Origin of the sequence: Rhodopseudomonas sp. WA056, assembly GCF_010906995.1 — a bacterium.
In the GTDB taxonomy this organism is placed as follows: domain Bacteria; phylum Pseudomonadota; class Alphaproteobacteria; order Rhizobiales; family Xanthobacteraceae; genus Rhodopseudomonas; species Rhodopseudomonas palustris_G.
Window position 1 is genome coordinate 1 of the sequence record NZ_QPFS01000125.1, and the last position, 13,601, is coordinate 13,601.

General features: G+C 66.1%; 12 protein-coding genes. 6 read left to right on the forward strand and 6 right to left on the reverse strand.

Features of this window, described 5'->3' with window-relative positions:
- Together DU475_RS19755 and ccmA are read right to left on the reverse strand one after the other, a co-directional pair.
- The coding region (locus DU475_RS19755) for a heme exporter protein CcmB (protein ID WP_205524470.1) at positions 1-254 on the reverse strand (254 nt) is incomplete at its 3' end.
- A complete protein-coding gene (ccmA, locus tag DU475_RS19760; protein WP_164633086.1) occupies positions 251-853 on the reverse strand; it encodes a heme ABC exporter ATP-binding protein CcmA in 603 nt (200 codons plus the stop codon). The genes DU475_RS19755 and ccmA, both read right to left, overlap by 4 nt.
- Before the next feature lie 215 nt (positions 854-1,068).
- Between ccmA and acnA the strand changes: the two genes are divergently transcribed.
- The 3 genes from acnA to DU475_RS19775 all read left to right on the forward strand — a co-directional run bounded on the left by acnA (position 1,069) and on the right by DU475_RS19775 (position 5,511).
- Complete coding sequence (acnA, locus tag DU475_RS19765; RefSeq protein ID WP_013500274.1) at positions 1,069-3,786, forward strand: aconitate hydratase AcnA; 2,718 nt, start codon at positions 1,069-1,071, stop codon at positions 3,784-3,786.
- A gap of 180 nt (positions 3,787-3,966) precedes the next feature.
- Positions 3,967-4,722, forward strand: coding sequence for a DUF1223 domain-containing protein (locus tag DU475_RS19770; protein WP_164633087.1), 756 nt, complete (start codon positions 3,967-3,969; stop codon positions 4,720-4,722).
- 420 nt (positions 4,723-5,142) lie between these two features.
- Positions 5,143-5,511 carry a DUF2794 domain-containing protein gene (locus tag DU475_RS19775; RefSeq protein WP_013500276.1) on the forward strand — a complete coding sequence of 123 codons (369 nt, stop codon included), beginning with the start codon at positions 5,143-5,145 and terminating at the stop codon, positions 5,509-5,511.
- Between the two features lie 120 nt (positions 5,512-5,631).
- Here DU475_RS19775 and DU475_RS19780 read toward each other — a convergent pair whose 3' ends face one another.
- From DU475_RS19780 to DU475_RS19795, 4 genes are all read right to left on the reverse strand, one after another.
- Complete coding sequence (locus tag DU475_RS19780; RefSeq protein ID WP_164633088.1) at positions 5,632-6,162, reverse strand: GNAT family N-acetyltransferase; 531 nt, start codon at positions 6,160-6,162, stop codon at positions 5,632-5,634.
- A 156-nt stretch (positions 6,163-6,318) separates the two neighbouring features.
- Positions 6,319-7,110 carry a Bax inhibitor-1/YccA family protein gene (locus DU475_RS19785; protein WP_013500278.1) on the reverse strand — a complete coding sequence of 264 codons (792 nt, stop codon included), beginning with the start codon at positions 7,108-7,110 and terminating at the stop codon, positions 6,319-6,321.
- 347 nt (positions 7,111-7,457) lie between these two features.
- A complete protein-coding gene (locus tag DU475_RS19790) occupies positions 7,458-10,031 on the reverse strand; it encodes an ABC transporter permease (RefSeq protein ID WP_164633089.1) in 2,574 nt (857 codons plus the stop codon).
- Between the two features lie 3 nt (positions 10,032-10,034).
- The gene (locus tag DU475_RS19795; RefSeq protein WP_142883891.1) at positions 10,035-10,778 is read right to left on the reverse strand and encodes an ABC transporter ATP-binding protein; all 744 of its coding nucleotides are present in this window, start codon (positions 10,776-10,778) and stop codon (positions 10,035-10,037) included.
- A 79-nt stretch (positions 10,779-10,857) separates the two neighbouring features.
- Between DU475_RS19795 and DU475_RS19800 the strand changes: the two genes are divergently transcribed.
- The 3 genes from DU475_RS19800 to zapE all read left to right on the forward strand — a co-directional run bounded on the left by DU475_RS19800 (position 10,858) and on the right by zapE (position 13,492).
- A complete protein-coding gene (locus DU475_RS19800) occupies positions 10,858-11,475 on the forward strand; it encodes an arylesterase (RefSeq protein ID WP_013500281.1) in 618 nt (205 codons plus the stop codon).
- Between the two features lie 206 nt (positions 11,476-11,681).
- Entirely contained in the window at positions 11,682-12,221 is a 540-nt protein-coding gene (gene thpR, locus DU475_RS19805; protein WP_013500282.1) for an RNA 2',3'-cyclic phosphodiesterase, read from the forward strand.
- 86 nt (positions 12,222-12,307) lie between these two features.
- Positions 12,308-13,492 (forward strand): cell division protein ZapE, encoded by a 1,185-nt coding sequence (gene zapE / locus DU475_RS19810; protein ID WP_164633090.1) that lies wholly within the window; start codon positions 12,308-12,310, stop codon positions 13,490-13,492.
- Positions 13,493-13,601: the final 109 nt, after the last annotated feature.

A 13,601-nucleotide genomic window follows, 5' to 3' on the forward strand; every position in this document is an offset into this window, starting at 1 on the left:
ATCACGATCAGGTCGAGCGAGCCGTCCTCGGCGTCGGCGGTGAACAGCCGGTCGAGCGTCAGCAGGCTGGCGAGCAGCGCGCCGAGCCACAGGATCGCGGGACCGAGGCGCTTGAGCAGGGCGAGATCGGGGCCGACCGCGAACGGCATCAGCACCACCACGGTGAGGAAGAACAGCACGCCGATCAGCGCGCCGCCGCCGACCCGGAGCGCGATCCTGATATCGCGGCGAATGATGGCGCCGAGCGCGGTCATGCAGAGGCTCCGATCCGCTGCTCGCGCACCGGAATGCCGAGAGGCGTGTGGGTGGCGGCGACGATGATGCCGCCGCCGGCGAGGTGATCCTGCATCAAGCCGACAAACAGCTCCTGGCCTTTGACGTCGAGTGCGGAGGTCGGCTCATCCAGCAGCCAGATCGGCCGCCGAACCACCAGCAGGCGGGCGATCGACAATCGCCGCCGCTGCCCTGCGGACAGATACGCCGCCGGCAGTTCGGCCGCGTGGCCGAGCCCGACCGCCTTGATGGCGGCGCTGAGGTCGGTGCGGTCGCCGCCGAGAAAGTCGCGCCAGAACCCGAGATTTTCGGCGACGCTGAGCGACGGCTTGAGCGCGTCGCGGTGGCCGAGATAGTGCGCCTGTTCGGCGACCGGCGTATCCGGTTCCCCGCCGTCGAGCGTGATGGTTCCGGCCTCCGGTGTCAGCAGCCCTGCGATCAGCCGCAACAGCGATGTCTTGCCGGCGCCGTTGTGGCCGACCAGCGCCAGTGCCTCGCCGCCGCTTGCATCGAAGGCGAGCCCGGCGAATACCTCGCGGCCACCTCGTACACATCGTAAGTCGCGCCCCGACAGCCGCATGCATCCCAACCTGTTCCGCCCCGGGATCGGAACGGCCTGCTCACAAATCGATGCGCTCGCCTGTCATTGTCGAACTGGCGGCGCAATTGGAAAGGTTCTATAAGCCGGAACTTGATGCAGCACACGATCGGCGCCTGCAAGCCGGACGGCCTGCCCCTCCGGAGCCAGCATACAAGCTCGCCCCATCGACAACGATAATCTGGGACCCGCCTTACATGACCTCGCTCGACAGCTTCAAATGCCGGAAGATCCTCAAGGTCGGCAGCAAGTCTTACGTCTATTACAGCCTGCCCACCGCCGAGAAGAATGGTCTGAAGGGGATTTCCCGTCTGCCCTATTCGATGAAGGTGCTGCTGGAAAACCTGCTGCGCAACGAGGACGACCGCACCGTCAAGAAGGCCGACATCATGGCGGTCGCCAAGTGGATGCGGAAGAAGGCGCTGGAGCACGAGATCGCCTTCCGCCCGGCGCGCGTGCTGATGCAGGACTTCACCGGCGTGCCGGCGGTGGTCGATCTGGCGGCGATGCGCAACGCGATGCAGAAGCTCGGTGGCTCGGCCGAGAAGATCAACCCGCTGGTACCGGTCGATCTCGTCATCGACCATTCGGTGATCGTCAACTTCTTCGGTAACAACCAGGCTTTCAAGAAGAACGTTGCCGAGGAGTACAAGCAGAACCAGGAGCGCTACGAGTTCCTGAAGTGGGGTCAGAAGGCGTTCTCGAACTTCTCGGTGGTGCCGCCCGGCACCGGCATCTGCCATCAGGTCAATCTCGAATACCTGGCGCAGACGGTCTGGACCAAGAAGGAGAAGATGACCATCGGCCGCAAGACCGGCACCTTCGAGGTCGCCTATCCGGATACGCTGGTCGGTACCGACTCGCACACCACCATGGTCAACGGTCTCGCCGTGCTCGGCTGGGGCGTCGGCGGCATCGAGGCGGAAGCTGCGATGCTCGGCCAGCCGCTGTCGATGCTGTTGCCCGAAGTGGTCGGCTTCAAGCTCAAGGGTGCGCTCAAGGAAGGCGTCACCGCCACCGATCTGGTGCTGACCGTCACCCAGATGCTGCGCAAGCAGGGCGTGGTCGGCAAGTTCGTCGAGTTCTTCGGCCCGGGCCTCGATCATCTCTCGGTCGCCGACAAATCGACCATCGCCAACATGGCGCCGGAATACGGCGCGACCTGCGGCTTCTTCCCGGTCGACAGCGAAACCCTCGACTATCTGAAGACCTCCGGCCGCGCCTCGGCGCGCGTCGCGCTGGTCGAGAAATACGCCAAGGCGCAGGGCCTGTTCCGCACCGCCAAGTCGCCGGACCCGGTGTTCACCGTGACGCTGACGCTCGACCTCGCTGACGTGGTGCCGTCGCTGGCCGGACCGAAGCGTCCCGAGGGCCGCGTCGCGCTGCCGGCGGTGGCGGAAGGCTTCACCACGGCGATGGACGCCGAATACAAGAAGGCGCTGGACGGCGCCCGCTACAAGGTCGAAGGCCGTAATTTCGACCTCGGCCACGGCGATGTCGTGATCGCGGCGATCACGTCCTGCACCAACACCTCGAATCCGAGCGTGCTGATCGGTGCCGGCCTGCTGGCGCGCAACGCCGCCGCCAAGGGCCTCAAGGCCGCGCCGTGGGTCAAGACCTCGCTGGCACCCGGCTCGCAGGTCGTCGCCGAGTATCTCGCCAATTCCGGTCTGCAGAAGGATCTCGACAAGGTCGGCTTCAACCTCGTCGGCTTCGGCTGCACCACCTGCATCGGCAATTCCGGCCCGCTGCCGGAGGAGATCTCGAAGTCGATCAACGACAACGGCATCGTCGCTGCGGCCGTGCTGTCGGGCAACCGCAACTTCGAAGGCCGCGTCTCGCCCGACGTGCAGGCGAACTACCTCGCTTCGCCGCCGCTGGTGGTGGCCTACGCGCTGGCCGGTTCGGTCACCAAGAACCTCGCGGTCGATCCGATCGGCACCGGTCGCGACGGCAAGCCGGTGTACTTGAAGGACATCTGGCCGACCACCAAGGAGATCAACGCCTTCGTCAAGAAGTACGTCACCTCCAAGGTGTTCAAGGCGCGCTACGCCGACGTGTTCAAGGGCGATACCAACTGGCGCAAGATCAAGACGGTCGAGAGCGAGACCTACAAGTGGAACATGGGCTCGACCTACGTGCAGAACCCGCCGTATTTCGAGGGCATGACCAAGCAGCCCGAGCCGATCACCGATATGGTCGACGCCCGCATCCTTGCGCTGTTCGGCGACAAGATCACCACCGACCACATCTCGCCGGCCGGTTCGATCAAGCTGACCTCGCCTGCCGGCAAGTACCTGACCGAGCATCAGGTGCGTCCGGCCGACTTCAATCAGTACGGTACCCGCCGCGGCAACCATGAAGTGATGATGCGCGGCACCTTCGCCAACATCCGCATCAAAAACCACATGCTGAAGGGCGCCGACGGCAACATTCCGGAAGGCGGCCTGACCAAGCACTGGCCGGACGGCGAACAGATGTCGATCTACGACGCCGCCATGAAGTACCAGGAAGAGAAGGTGCCGCTGGTGGTGTTCGCCGGCGCCGAATACGGCAACGGTTCGTCGCGCGACTGGGCCGCGAAGGGCACCCGGCTGCTCGGCGTCCGTGCCGTGATCTGCCAGAGCTTCGAGCGCATCCACCGCTCCAACCTCGTTGGTATGGGCGTGCTGCCGCTGACCTTCGAAGAGGGTACCTCCTGGGCCTCGCTCGGCCTCAAGGGCAACGAGAAGGTCACGATCAGGGGGCTCGAGGGCGACCTCAAGCCGCGGCAGATGCTCGAAGCCGAGATCACCTCGGCCGAAGGCAAGCGCAAGCGCGTGCCGCTGCTGTGCCGCATCGATACGCTCGACGAGCTCGATTACTATCGCAACGGCGGTATTCTGCACTACGTGCTGCGCAAGCTCGCGGCCTGAGCCAGGATCGCGGCCGGCGCGATCTCAGCCAATAGGCGCAGAAGCCTCACTGCGAAGTGAGTGGTAGGTGAACGGAAGGCGGCCTATGCAAAGGGCCGCCTTTTCGTTTTAAGGCTCCTCGATGGACGGCGGCGTGCTGCCGTCCCGAAGCACTCGGCAAAGGCGGTTCGGCAAACGACGATGGATGGTGTTGGTGGATTTTCGCGGTGGTCCGGCGCACTCGGCTTGTGCGTGACGATCGCGACGGCTAACCTTGCTGCCGCCGAGCCGCGCGCCGTGGTCGAACTGTTTACTTCGCAAGGCTGCTCGTCCTGTCCGCCCGCCGACAAGATCATCGGCGAACTCGCCCGCGATCCGTCGGTGATCGCCCTCAGCCTGCCGATCGACTATTGGGACTATCTCGGCTGGAAGGATACCCTGGCAGACCCTCGCTTCAGCGCCCGCCAACGTGCTTACTCGCAAGTGCGGGGCGATCGCGACGTGTTCACCCCGCAGGTCGTCGTCAACGGTTCGGCGCATCTGGTCGGCAGCAATCGCGCCGGCATCGACGCGGCGATCAGGACCACCGACAGGGTGGCGGGCGTGATGGCGGTGCCGGTGTCGCTTGCGGTCGAGGGCAACGAGATCAAGGTCTCGGTTGCGGCCGCGCCTCGAGGTGAGACCGCCAAAAGCGGTGAGGTCTGGATTTGTGCGGTGTCGAAAGCGGTCCCGATCGAGATCGGGCGCGGCGAGAACCGCGGCCGGCAAATCACCTACCACAACGTGGTGCGCAATCTGCTGAAGGTCGGCGACTGGAGCGGCGCGGCGGAGCATTGGGCGGTGCCGCTCGAGAACGTCGTCGGCGACGGCGTCGACGCGGCTGCCGTATACATCCAGAACGGTACGCGGGAGAAGCCGGGCGCGATGCTCGGCGCCGCGTTCACCTCCCTGAACTGACCCCTCCCCAACTCGATCAAGTTCGGTGGCGGGCGAAGTTCCAGCGCCGGGCGGCGAGAACCCGCCACGATGGCCGTGCGACGCGGACCCCAATCGAGGCGGCGGCACAAACAAAAAAGGACCAACTTGCGTCGGCCCAGGAGGGGGATTGAGGTTCTGCGTACAGGCCCGATCCCAACTGCTTCGGGGGGCTGGGGGCTGAGGAATCCGAAACCGAGGGGACCGGGCCAACGCAGTGATGGTGTTATCGCAACCGGGCTTGGCGCGCGGTTGGCGAAAATCGGGCGGCAATAAGAATTCGGCTAACGAAGCCGTGAGATCGGTTCGGCGATCGGCTGGTTTGCGAGCGTGCTGCTTTCGATCCCCTTGCGGCCGTGCGCGGCCGGCGCAATCATGTCAGCGTCGTGACAGGAGGCGCCGATGGATCTGATTTCCGGGGAGGCTGATCCCAGCGAGAGCCGCGCAGCGGAGCGCTCAGGCGCAGCTCCGCTGCAGGGACGGGTGACCTTCAACCGCCTGGAGCTCAATCGCATCCTCAATCTCTACGGCCGGATGGTGGCTGCGGGCGAGTGGCGCGATTACGCCATCGACTTCCTGAAAGATCATGCGGTGTTCTCGATCTTTCGGCGCGCGTCGGAAGTTCCGATCTACCGCATCGTCAAGGATCCGCGGCTGGCACGCAAGCAGGGGGCCTATTGCGTGATCGGCGCCTCCGGCCAGATCCTGCGCCGCGGCCACGAACTCGATCGCGTGCTGCTGGTGATCGATCGCAAGCTGGCGCTGGTGTGACCTCCCTCCGTCATTCCGGGGCGGAGCGTAGCGGCGAACCCGGAATCTCGATCGTTGCTGACAACCTCTGGATTCCGGGTTCGCTCACTTTCGTGAGCGCCCCGGAATGACTCCTTTGGATCAGGCTTCCGGCACCGTCCTGCCGCCGTCCCCCAGCGTCCGCTGCATCAGTACCGAATCCAGCCAGCGACCGAACTTGAAGCCGACGTCGGTGTGGGTGCCGATCGGCACGAACCCGGCCCTGCGGTGTAGCGCGATCGAGGCCGCGTTGGCGGAATCTCCGATCACCGCGATCATCTGGCGGAAGCCGCGGCTGGCACAGATCGCGACCAGATCGTCCAGCAGCGCGCTGCCGATGCCGCGGCGGTGCGCCGCCGGCTCAAGGTAGATCGAATTCTCCACCGTGAAGCGATACGCCGGCCGCGGCCGGTACGGCCCCGCATAGGCGTAGCCGGCGATCGCGCCATCGGCTGCCGCAACCAGATAGGGAAAGCCGGCGCCGGTCAGGGCTTCGAACCGCCGGGTCATCTCGGCGAGGTCGGGCGGCGTCAGTTCGAAGGTCGCGGTGCCGAACCGGACGGCCTGCTCGTAGATCGCAGTGACGGCGGGCAGGTCGGCGGACGTCGCCGGGCGGATCAGGACATTGGACATCGGCTGTCTCGGGCGGTCGCGACAGGGTGAGGCGGCGCCGTCATACGCTCCGTGCGGGCGCGTGGCCACCGTCTCTCGCGCAATGCTTATCGTCCAAAACAAAAGCCCCGGCGCAGGGCCGGGGCTTCGATCCGTCGGGGTCTCCGTCGGAGACCGTTATTCCTTCTGTCCGAGCAACTGCAACAGCAGCGTGAACAGGTTGATGAAGTTCAGGTACAGTGACAGCGCGCCGGTGATGGCGGCCCGCTCGGCAACTTCTCCGCCCATCGAGCCCGCGCCGTAGATGTAGTCGTTCTTCAGCCGCTGGGTGTCCCAGGCGGTCAGGCCGGCGAACACCAGCACGCCGACCACCGACACGATGAACTGCAGCATCGACGAGGCGACGAACAGGTTCACCAGGCTGGCGATCACGACGCCGATCAGGCCCATGATCAGGAACGAGCCCATCCCGGTCATGTCACGCTTGGTGGTGTAGCCGTAGAGGCTCAGCGCACCGAACGCCGCCGCGGTGATGAAGAACACCCGGACGATCGAGGTGTGGGTGTAGACCAGGAAGATCGACGACAGCGAGATGCCCATCAGCGCCGAGAACGCCCAGAACAGAAGCTGTGCGGTCGCCGGCTTGAGCCGGTTGATGCCGAAAGAAATGACGAACACCATCGCAAGCGGGGCGAGGATGAACACCCACTTCAGCGGGCTGACGAACATCGCCACGCCGAACGAGGTCAGCATGGTGTTGCCGACACGGGCGGCGGCTGCGCCGGCGTCCGTGGTCACCGCGCCCATATAGACGCCGAGCGCGGCCAGACCGGTGATGGCCAGGCCGATCGTCATGTAGTTGTAGATGCGCAGCATGTAGGCGCGCAGGCCGGCGTCGACGGTCGCGGTTTCGACGCGTCCGGCGGCCCGGCCGAAGGGAGAAGCGTAGTTGCGGTCCAAGTCCGACATGGTCGAGATCCCGAGTTTTGTCTGGCCGGTCGCGAAGGGTGGCGAGCGCCAGTACTAATTTATCCCGGACGGCGATCGAGCAAACTGCGCGGACTTCGAGGTCGACCCAAAATCGAGGTTGAACCCAAAATTAACGCCTGTTCATCGGGCCGTCCGACCCATGCTGATATGTGGGAAACTAACACGGACCGGGCAAGCTTTAATGCGCGGCTGAATGTCGCTCCGCTCCGGAGGGTAAAGAAACCGGCGTCCGACCTTGGTCGAAAGTGGCCGTTTCAAGCCTGTTACAGGCCGCCCGGAGCGGTGCGCCAGCGCGCCGCGCAGCCCGATGCCGCGCCGCTGCATACTCACAAATTTCGCAAAACGGAAGCTGGTTTCTGGTTGAGGGCCAGCAGCGTCCCGATCAGTCCCAGACCGACGGTGACGACCAGCGCCGCCGCCACCACCCCGGCGGCCGATCCGGCCTGCCAGACGAAGCTGAGCGTCATCAATCGTGTGACAATCAGCCACGCAGCCGCCGACCCGGCGATCACCGCAAAGCCCGCGGTGGCCAGCCCGATCAACGCATATTCGAGCGCGAAGGCCCCGATCAGACGTGCCCGGGTGGCTCCGAGCGTCTTCAGGATCACCGCGTCGTAGACCCGATGGCGATGCCCGGCGGCCAGCGCCCCGCCGAGCACCAGGATCGCCGAGATCAGGGTCACGGCGCTGGCGCCCCGGACCGCCAGCGCCAGATTGGATACCACCCCGCCCACCGTCTCCAGCGCCTCGCGGACCCGGACGCTGGTCACCATCGGGAATTTGTCGGCGACCTGCTTGATCAGCGCAGCGTCGCTTTGCGGCGTGCTCCCGGTCTCGGTCAGCGTGGCGACGTGGGTGTGCGGCGCGCCGCGGAAGGTGTCGGGCGAGAACACCAGGACGAAGTTGATCCCGAGGCTCTGCCAGTCGATGCTGCGCAGGTTGGAGATCGTGGCGGTGATGTCGCGCCCGAGCACGTTGACGGTGACCTTGTCGCCGATCGTCAGGCCGAGGCCCTGCGCCAGCTTCCGGTCGAACGACACCAGCGGCGGGCCGCCGTAGTCCTTCGGCCACCAGCGCCCTTCGACCACCTTCGAGCCGGCCGGGATCTCGGTCGCATAGGTCAGGCCGCGGTCGCTTTGCAGCACCCATTCGGCGTCGGCCGCCGGCTTCAGCTCCTCGGCGCGGACGCCGCGCGCCGCGACGATCCTGCCACGGAGCATCGGCACGTCCTCCAGCGTCGCGCTCGGGGCGATCTGGCGCAGGAAGGCGCTGAACGCCTCGGTCTCGCCGGAAGGGATATCGATGAAGAAAAAGGTCGGTGCCTTTTCCGGCAGCGCGGCGCTGAACTGCCGCCGCAGGTTGCCGTCGATCTGCGACACCGTGACCAGCACCGCCAGCCCCAGGCCGAGCGACAACACCACCGACGGCGTCAAGGCGCCGGGGCGATGGATGTTGGCGACCGCCAGCCGCAGCATGGTGATGCGCGACCTCGGCAGCCGCCGGGCGATCGCCATCAGGGCGGCGGCGACGCCGCGCAGCAGTACGAATACCGCGAGCGTCGCACCGACCACCGCAACGGCGACCCGCTTGTCGTAGGCCAGGCCGATCACCAGCGCCAGCAGCGCAGCGATCACCACCCCCATCCAGGCCATGTGGGTCCAGCGCGGCCAGTGGCCGGCTGCGGTCGACGCCTCCCGGAACAGCGTCGCCACCGGAACGTCGCGGACCTGGGCCAGCGGCCACAGCCCGAACGCCAGCGCGGTCAGCAATCCGTACATCAGCGACAGCGCCAGTTCGCCGGGATGCAGTGCCGCGACCACCGGCAGCGGCAGCATCTGGCCGAACAGGCCGACGATCGCGAACGGGATCGCAGCGCCCAGCGCCAGTCCGATCACCGCGCCGATCGCGGCCAGCACGATGACCTGGGTGAGATAGATCGCGAACACGTCCCCGCCGGTCCCGCCGACCGCCTTCAGCGTCGCGATCACGTCGCGGCGGCGGTCGATATGGCTCTTCACCGCGTTGGCGACGCCGACGCCCCCGACCACCAGGGCGGCGAGCCCGACCAGGGTCAGGAACTGGGTGAACCGCGTGATGCTGCGTTCGAGCTGCGGCGAGGCGTTGCTGCGGGTCCGGATTTCCCAACCGGCTTGCGGCAGCGCCGCGCGGGTGTCGTCGGCCAGGCGCTGAGCTGCGCGGTCGTCGGTGCCGTTGTCCGGAAGCCGGACCCGATAGGTCCAGCGCACCAGGCTGCCGGGCTGCAGCAATTGCGTGGCGCGCAAGCCGTCCTCGCTGATCAGCAGCCGCGGACCGAAGCCGATATTGCCGGACAGCTTGTCCGGCTCGGCGGCAACTGCGCTGCGGATCTGCAGGTTGACGCTTCCGACCTGGATCGTGTCGCCGATCTTCAGATCGAGCCGCGCCAGCAGCGCAGCGTCAGCGGCGGCGCCATAGGTGTCGCCGCGCCGGGCCAGGACGTCGGCGAGCGGCAGCGGCGGCTCGAGCTTCAACTCGCCGAGCAGCGGATAGTCGCTGTCGACGGCCTTGAGCTCGACCAGCGCCGAGCGACCGTCGTCGGTGCGGGCCATCCCGCGCATCGTGGCGGCGACCGAGACCTCGCCGCGGCTGCGCAGGAATTCCACTTCGTTCGGGGCGGCTTCGCGTTGGATCAGCGCGAACGCGGCATCACCCCCCAGCAGGGTCCGGCCCTCGCGGGCGAGACCGTCGCCGAGACTGGCGGCGACCGAGCCGACGCCGGCGATCGCCATCACCCCGAGCGCGATGCAGGCGATGAACACGTAGAATCCGTTCAGCCCGCCGCGCATCTCGCGCAGCGCGTAGCGCAGCGGAAGCATCCGGGAGCGTGCGCGGGCAGGGCGCCCGGTGGCGAGGGTGGTCATCGATCAGGCCGATCGCGCGCGAGCGGCGGCGCCCGGCTGCATCGTGTCGATCCGTCCGGAACGCAGCCGCACCACCCGGTCGCAGCGTTGCGCCAGCGCCGCGTCATGGGTCACCAGCACCAGCGTCATGCCGCGCTCGACGTGCTTGGCGAACAACAGGTCGACGATCTGCTTGCCGGTGGCCTCGTCGAGATTGCCGGTCGGTTCGTCCGCGACCAGGATGGCCGGGTCGGGCGCCAGCGCCCGGGCCAGTGCCACCCGCTGTTGCTCGCCGCCGGAGAGCTGCGCCGGATAATGATGCAGCCGTTCCCCGAGCCCGACCGACGCCAGTTCGCGGGCGGCGCGGTCCGCGGCATCGGCCTGGCCGGCCAGCTCCAGCGGCACCGCCACGTTTTCCAGCGCCGTCATGGTCGGAATCAGATGGAAGGACTGAAACACGATTCCGATCTGCCGGCCGCGGAAGCGGGCCAGCGCGTCCTCGTCCAAACCATTGAAAGCGGTGCCGTCGACCACCACCTCACCGCTGTCGGGCCGCTCCAGCCCGGCCATCACCATCAGCAGGGTGGATTTGCCGGAGCCGGACGGGCCGATCAGCCCGATCGCTTCGCCGCCGGCGACGCTCAGGCTGATGTCTTTGAGAATGTGCACCCGCGCGGCACCGCTGCCCAGCGACAGGTTGACGTTGGAGATCGCAATGGTGTCCGGCGCGCCGCCGGCCGATGACGAGGGTTCAATGAGACTGTCCATGGCTGCCTCATATGGCTATTCATTCGCGGCGGTCGAGGGGTGGGCGCGCAGGATCGCGCTGGTACTGGGCGTCTGTATGATGGCGGCGCTGATCCCGGGGCAGGGCGCGCAAGCGGAAGCGACCATCAAGCCGCTGAAGGTGGTGGTGCTCGGCGATTCCCTGACCGCAGGCTACGGTCTGCCGGCCGCCGACGCGTTTCCGGCCAAGCTGCAAAAAGCGTTGAAGGCCAAAGGCATCGAGACCGAGATGGTGAATGCGGGGGTGTCGGGCGATACCGCCAGTGGCGGGCTCGCGCGGCTCGATTGGTCGGTGCCGCCCGATGCCGATGCGGTAATCGTCGAGCTCGGCGCCAACGATGCGCTGCGCGGCACCGATCCCAAGGTCCCGCGCAAGGCGCTCGACGAGATTTTGAAGCGGCTGCAACAGCGCAAGATGCCGGTGCTGCTCGCCGGCATGCTGGCGCCGCCGAATTACGGCAAGGACTATGCTGCGCAGTTCAACGCGATCTATCCGGAGCTCGCCGCGACATACGACGTGCCGCTGTATCCGTTTTTCCTAGACGGCGTCGCGGCAGTTTCGAACCTCAACCAGCCCGACGGTATTCACCCCACCGCCGCAGGGGTCGACGTCATCGTCGAACGCATTCTGCCCATGGTGGAGGCGTTGCTCCGCCCGCTCCTCGGGCAGCGAAGCTGAGAAAACGGCAATTCGAACCTAAGGGCCGGATTGCCCTCAGCTTTTTGGATCCTGCGCGGGCTCCGCTGTAGCGCTGTTACACAAACGCGCTACACAATCGTATCGTTGATTCGCCGGACGTTTTGCGGACTGCCATGTCCCTCGCGGGACGGTCCCACGATCGGGGCAGGCAGCCGCAATCGGGCCTCAGGTTCGAGGGTGTGCCGATGCCGCGTTTGTTTACGGGACTGGAGATTCCGGCCGAGATCAGCCAGACCCTGTCGAGTTTACGTGGTGGACTACCAGGTGCGCGCTGGGTCGATCCGGACGACTATCATCTCACCTTGCGGTTCATCGGCGACATCGACGGCGTCACCGCCAACGAGATCGCCTCGACGCTTTTCCGGGTCAATCGCAAGCCGTTCGAAGTGACATTGCAGGGCCTGTCCAGCTTCGGCGGCAAGAAACCCCGCGCGGTGGTCGCTTCGGTGGTACCGTCGAAGCCGCTGATCGAGCTGCAGGCCGAGCTGGAGCGGCTGATGCAGCGTGTCGGGCTCGATCCCGAAGGGCGGAAATTCACCCCGCACGTCACCCTGGCGCGGCTGCGCGGCGACGTCTCGAGCCGGGACGTGGCGGACTATCTGTCGATCCGCGGCTACTTCCCGTCCAAGGTGTTCAGGGCGGAGCGGTTCGTCCTCTACTCCGCGCGTGCCTCGACCGGTGGCGGTCCCTATATCGTCGAGGCGCCCTACGAACTGACCCCCTGACCGGGTAGCTCCTCCGCCGCCACGCATGGCCCTCCGTCTGATTCTCGGCTTGCATTTTGTCGCCCGATCAGGCGGTAAAAGGCCGCATGTCCTCGCCGCTCTCGCTCCGCCAGCAATATCAATCCCTGATCGCCTCCGGCAGCATCGAAGCCGACCCGGCGCAGGCCCGCGCGGTGCAGGCCTTCACCCTGCTCAACGAGACGCTGGAAGGCTACAAGCCACCGAAAAAGCAAGGCTTTTTTGGTCGTCTGTTCGGCGGCGGGGATGCCGTCCAACAGCCTCCGCAGGGGCTGTACATCCACGGCGAGGTCGGCCGCGGCAAGACCATGCTGATGGACCTGTTCTTCGACGCGAGTCCGATCGCGCTGAAGCGGCGGTCGCATTTCCACGAGTTCATGGCCGAGACTCACGATCGCATCAACGGCTTTCGCCAGGCGATCAAGCGCGGCGACATTCCGGATTCGGACGTGATGGAGCTGACCGCGGCGTCGATCCTCGACGACGCCTGGCTGCTGTGCTTCGACGAGTTTCACGTCACCGACATCGCCGACGCGATGATCCTCGGTCGGCTGTTCACCAGGCTGTTCGAACTCGGCACCGTGGTGGTGGCCACCTCCAACGTCGCCCCCGACGATCTTTATAAAGGCGGCCTCAACCGCTCACTGTTCATGCCGTTCATCGGTCAGGTGAAGCGGCATATGCGGGTGCTGCGGCTCGACGCGCGAACCGATTACCGCCTGGAGAAATTCGCCGGCATGAAAGTCTGGCTGACGCCCGACGATGCCGAAGCGACCGCGACGATCGATCGGGCCTGGCAGCGGATCACCGGCACCAGCCGAGGCGAGCCGCGCGATATTTCGATCAAGGGGCGTATCCTGCATATTCCGCAGGCCGATCATCACGTCGCCAGGTTCTCATTCGCCGATCTGTGCCAGAAGCCGCTCGGCGCCAGCGATTACCTGCGGCTCGCACATGAATACCACACGCTGATGATCGACCATGTGCCGGTGATGGAATATGCCGATCGCAACGCCGCCAAGCGGTTCATCGCGCTGATCGATACGCTGTACGACAACTCGGTGAAACTGATGGCCTCCGCGGCGGCCGAGCCTGCACGGCTCTACCGCGCCACCGACGGCTTCGAGGCGATGGAATTCAATCGCACCGTGTCGCGGCTCACCGAAATGGGCTCTGAATCCTATCTGGCGCTGCCTCACGGCCGGCGCGACTCCACCGCGACCGGCGAAACCACCGGACTGGTCGAAACCTAGGTCTGTTCCCGGCCCCTGCGTTCGCAGGATAGCCGGCCCAACAAATGGGCGTTCGCCGACTTGAACGCATAGGGCGAAAGCGATAACCACCCAAGCGGATTTCCCACCC

Coding starts and splice junctions, on each gene's coding strand:
- ccmA (WP_164633086.1), bottom strand. CDS start 853: ATGCGGCTGTCGGGGCGCGACTTACGATGTGTACGAGGTGGCCGCGAG.
- DU475_RS19775 (WP_013500276.1), top strand. CDS start 5,143: ATGGATCTGATTTCCGGGGAGGCTGATCCCAGCGAGAGCCGCGCAGCG.
- thpR (WP_013500282.1), top strand. CDS start 11,682: ATGCCGCGTTTGTTTACGGGACTGGAGATTCCGGCCGAGATCAGCCAG.
- DU475_RS19780 (WP_164633088.1), bottom strand. CDS start 6,162: ATGTCCAATGTCCTGATCCGCCCGGCGACGTCCGCCGACCTGCCCGCC.
- acnA (WP_013500274.1), top strand. CDS start 1,069: ATGACCTCGCTCGACAGCTTCAAATGCCGGAAGATCCTCAAGGTCGGC.
- DU475_RS19790 (WP_164633089.1), bottom strand. CDS start 10,031: ATGACCACCCTCGCCACCGGGCGCCCTGCCCGCGCACGCTCCCGGATG.
- DU475_RS19785 (WP_013500278.1), bottom strand. CDS start 7,110: ATGTCGGACTTGGACCGCAACTACGCTTCTCCCTTCGGCCGGGCCGCC.
- zapE (WP_164633090.1), top strand. CDS start 12,308: ATGTCCTCGCCGCTCTCGCTCCGCCAGCAATATCAATCCCTGATCGCC.
- DU475_RS19800 (WP_013500281.1), top strand. CDS start 10,858: ATGGCGGCGCTGATCCCGGGGCAGGGCGCGCAAGCGGAAGCGACCATC.
- DU475_RS19770 (WP_164633087.1), top strand. CDS start 3,967: ATGGATGGTGTTGGTGGATTTTCGCGGTGGTCCGGCGCACTCGGCTTG.
- DU475_RS19795 (WP_142883891.1), bottom strand. CDS start 10,778: ATGGACAGTCTCATTGAACCCTCGTCATCGGCCGGCGGCGCGCCGGAC.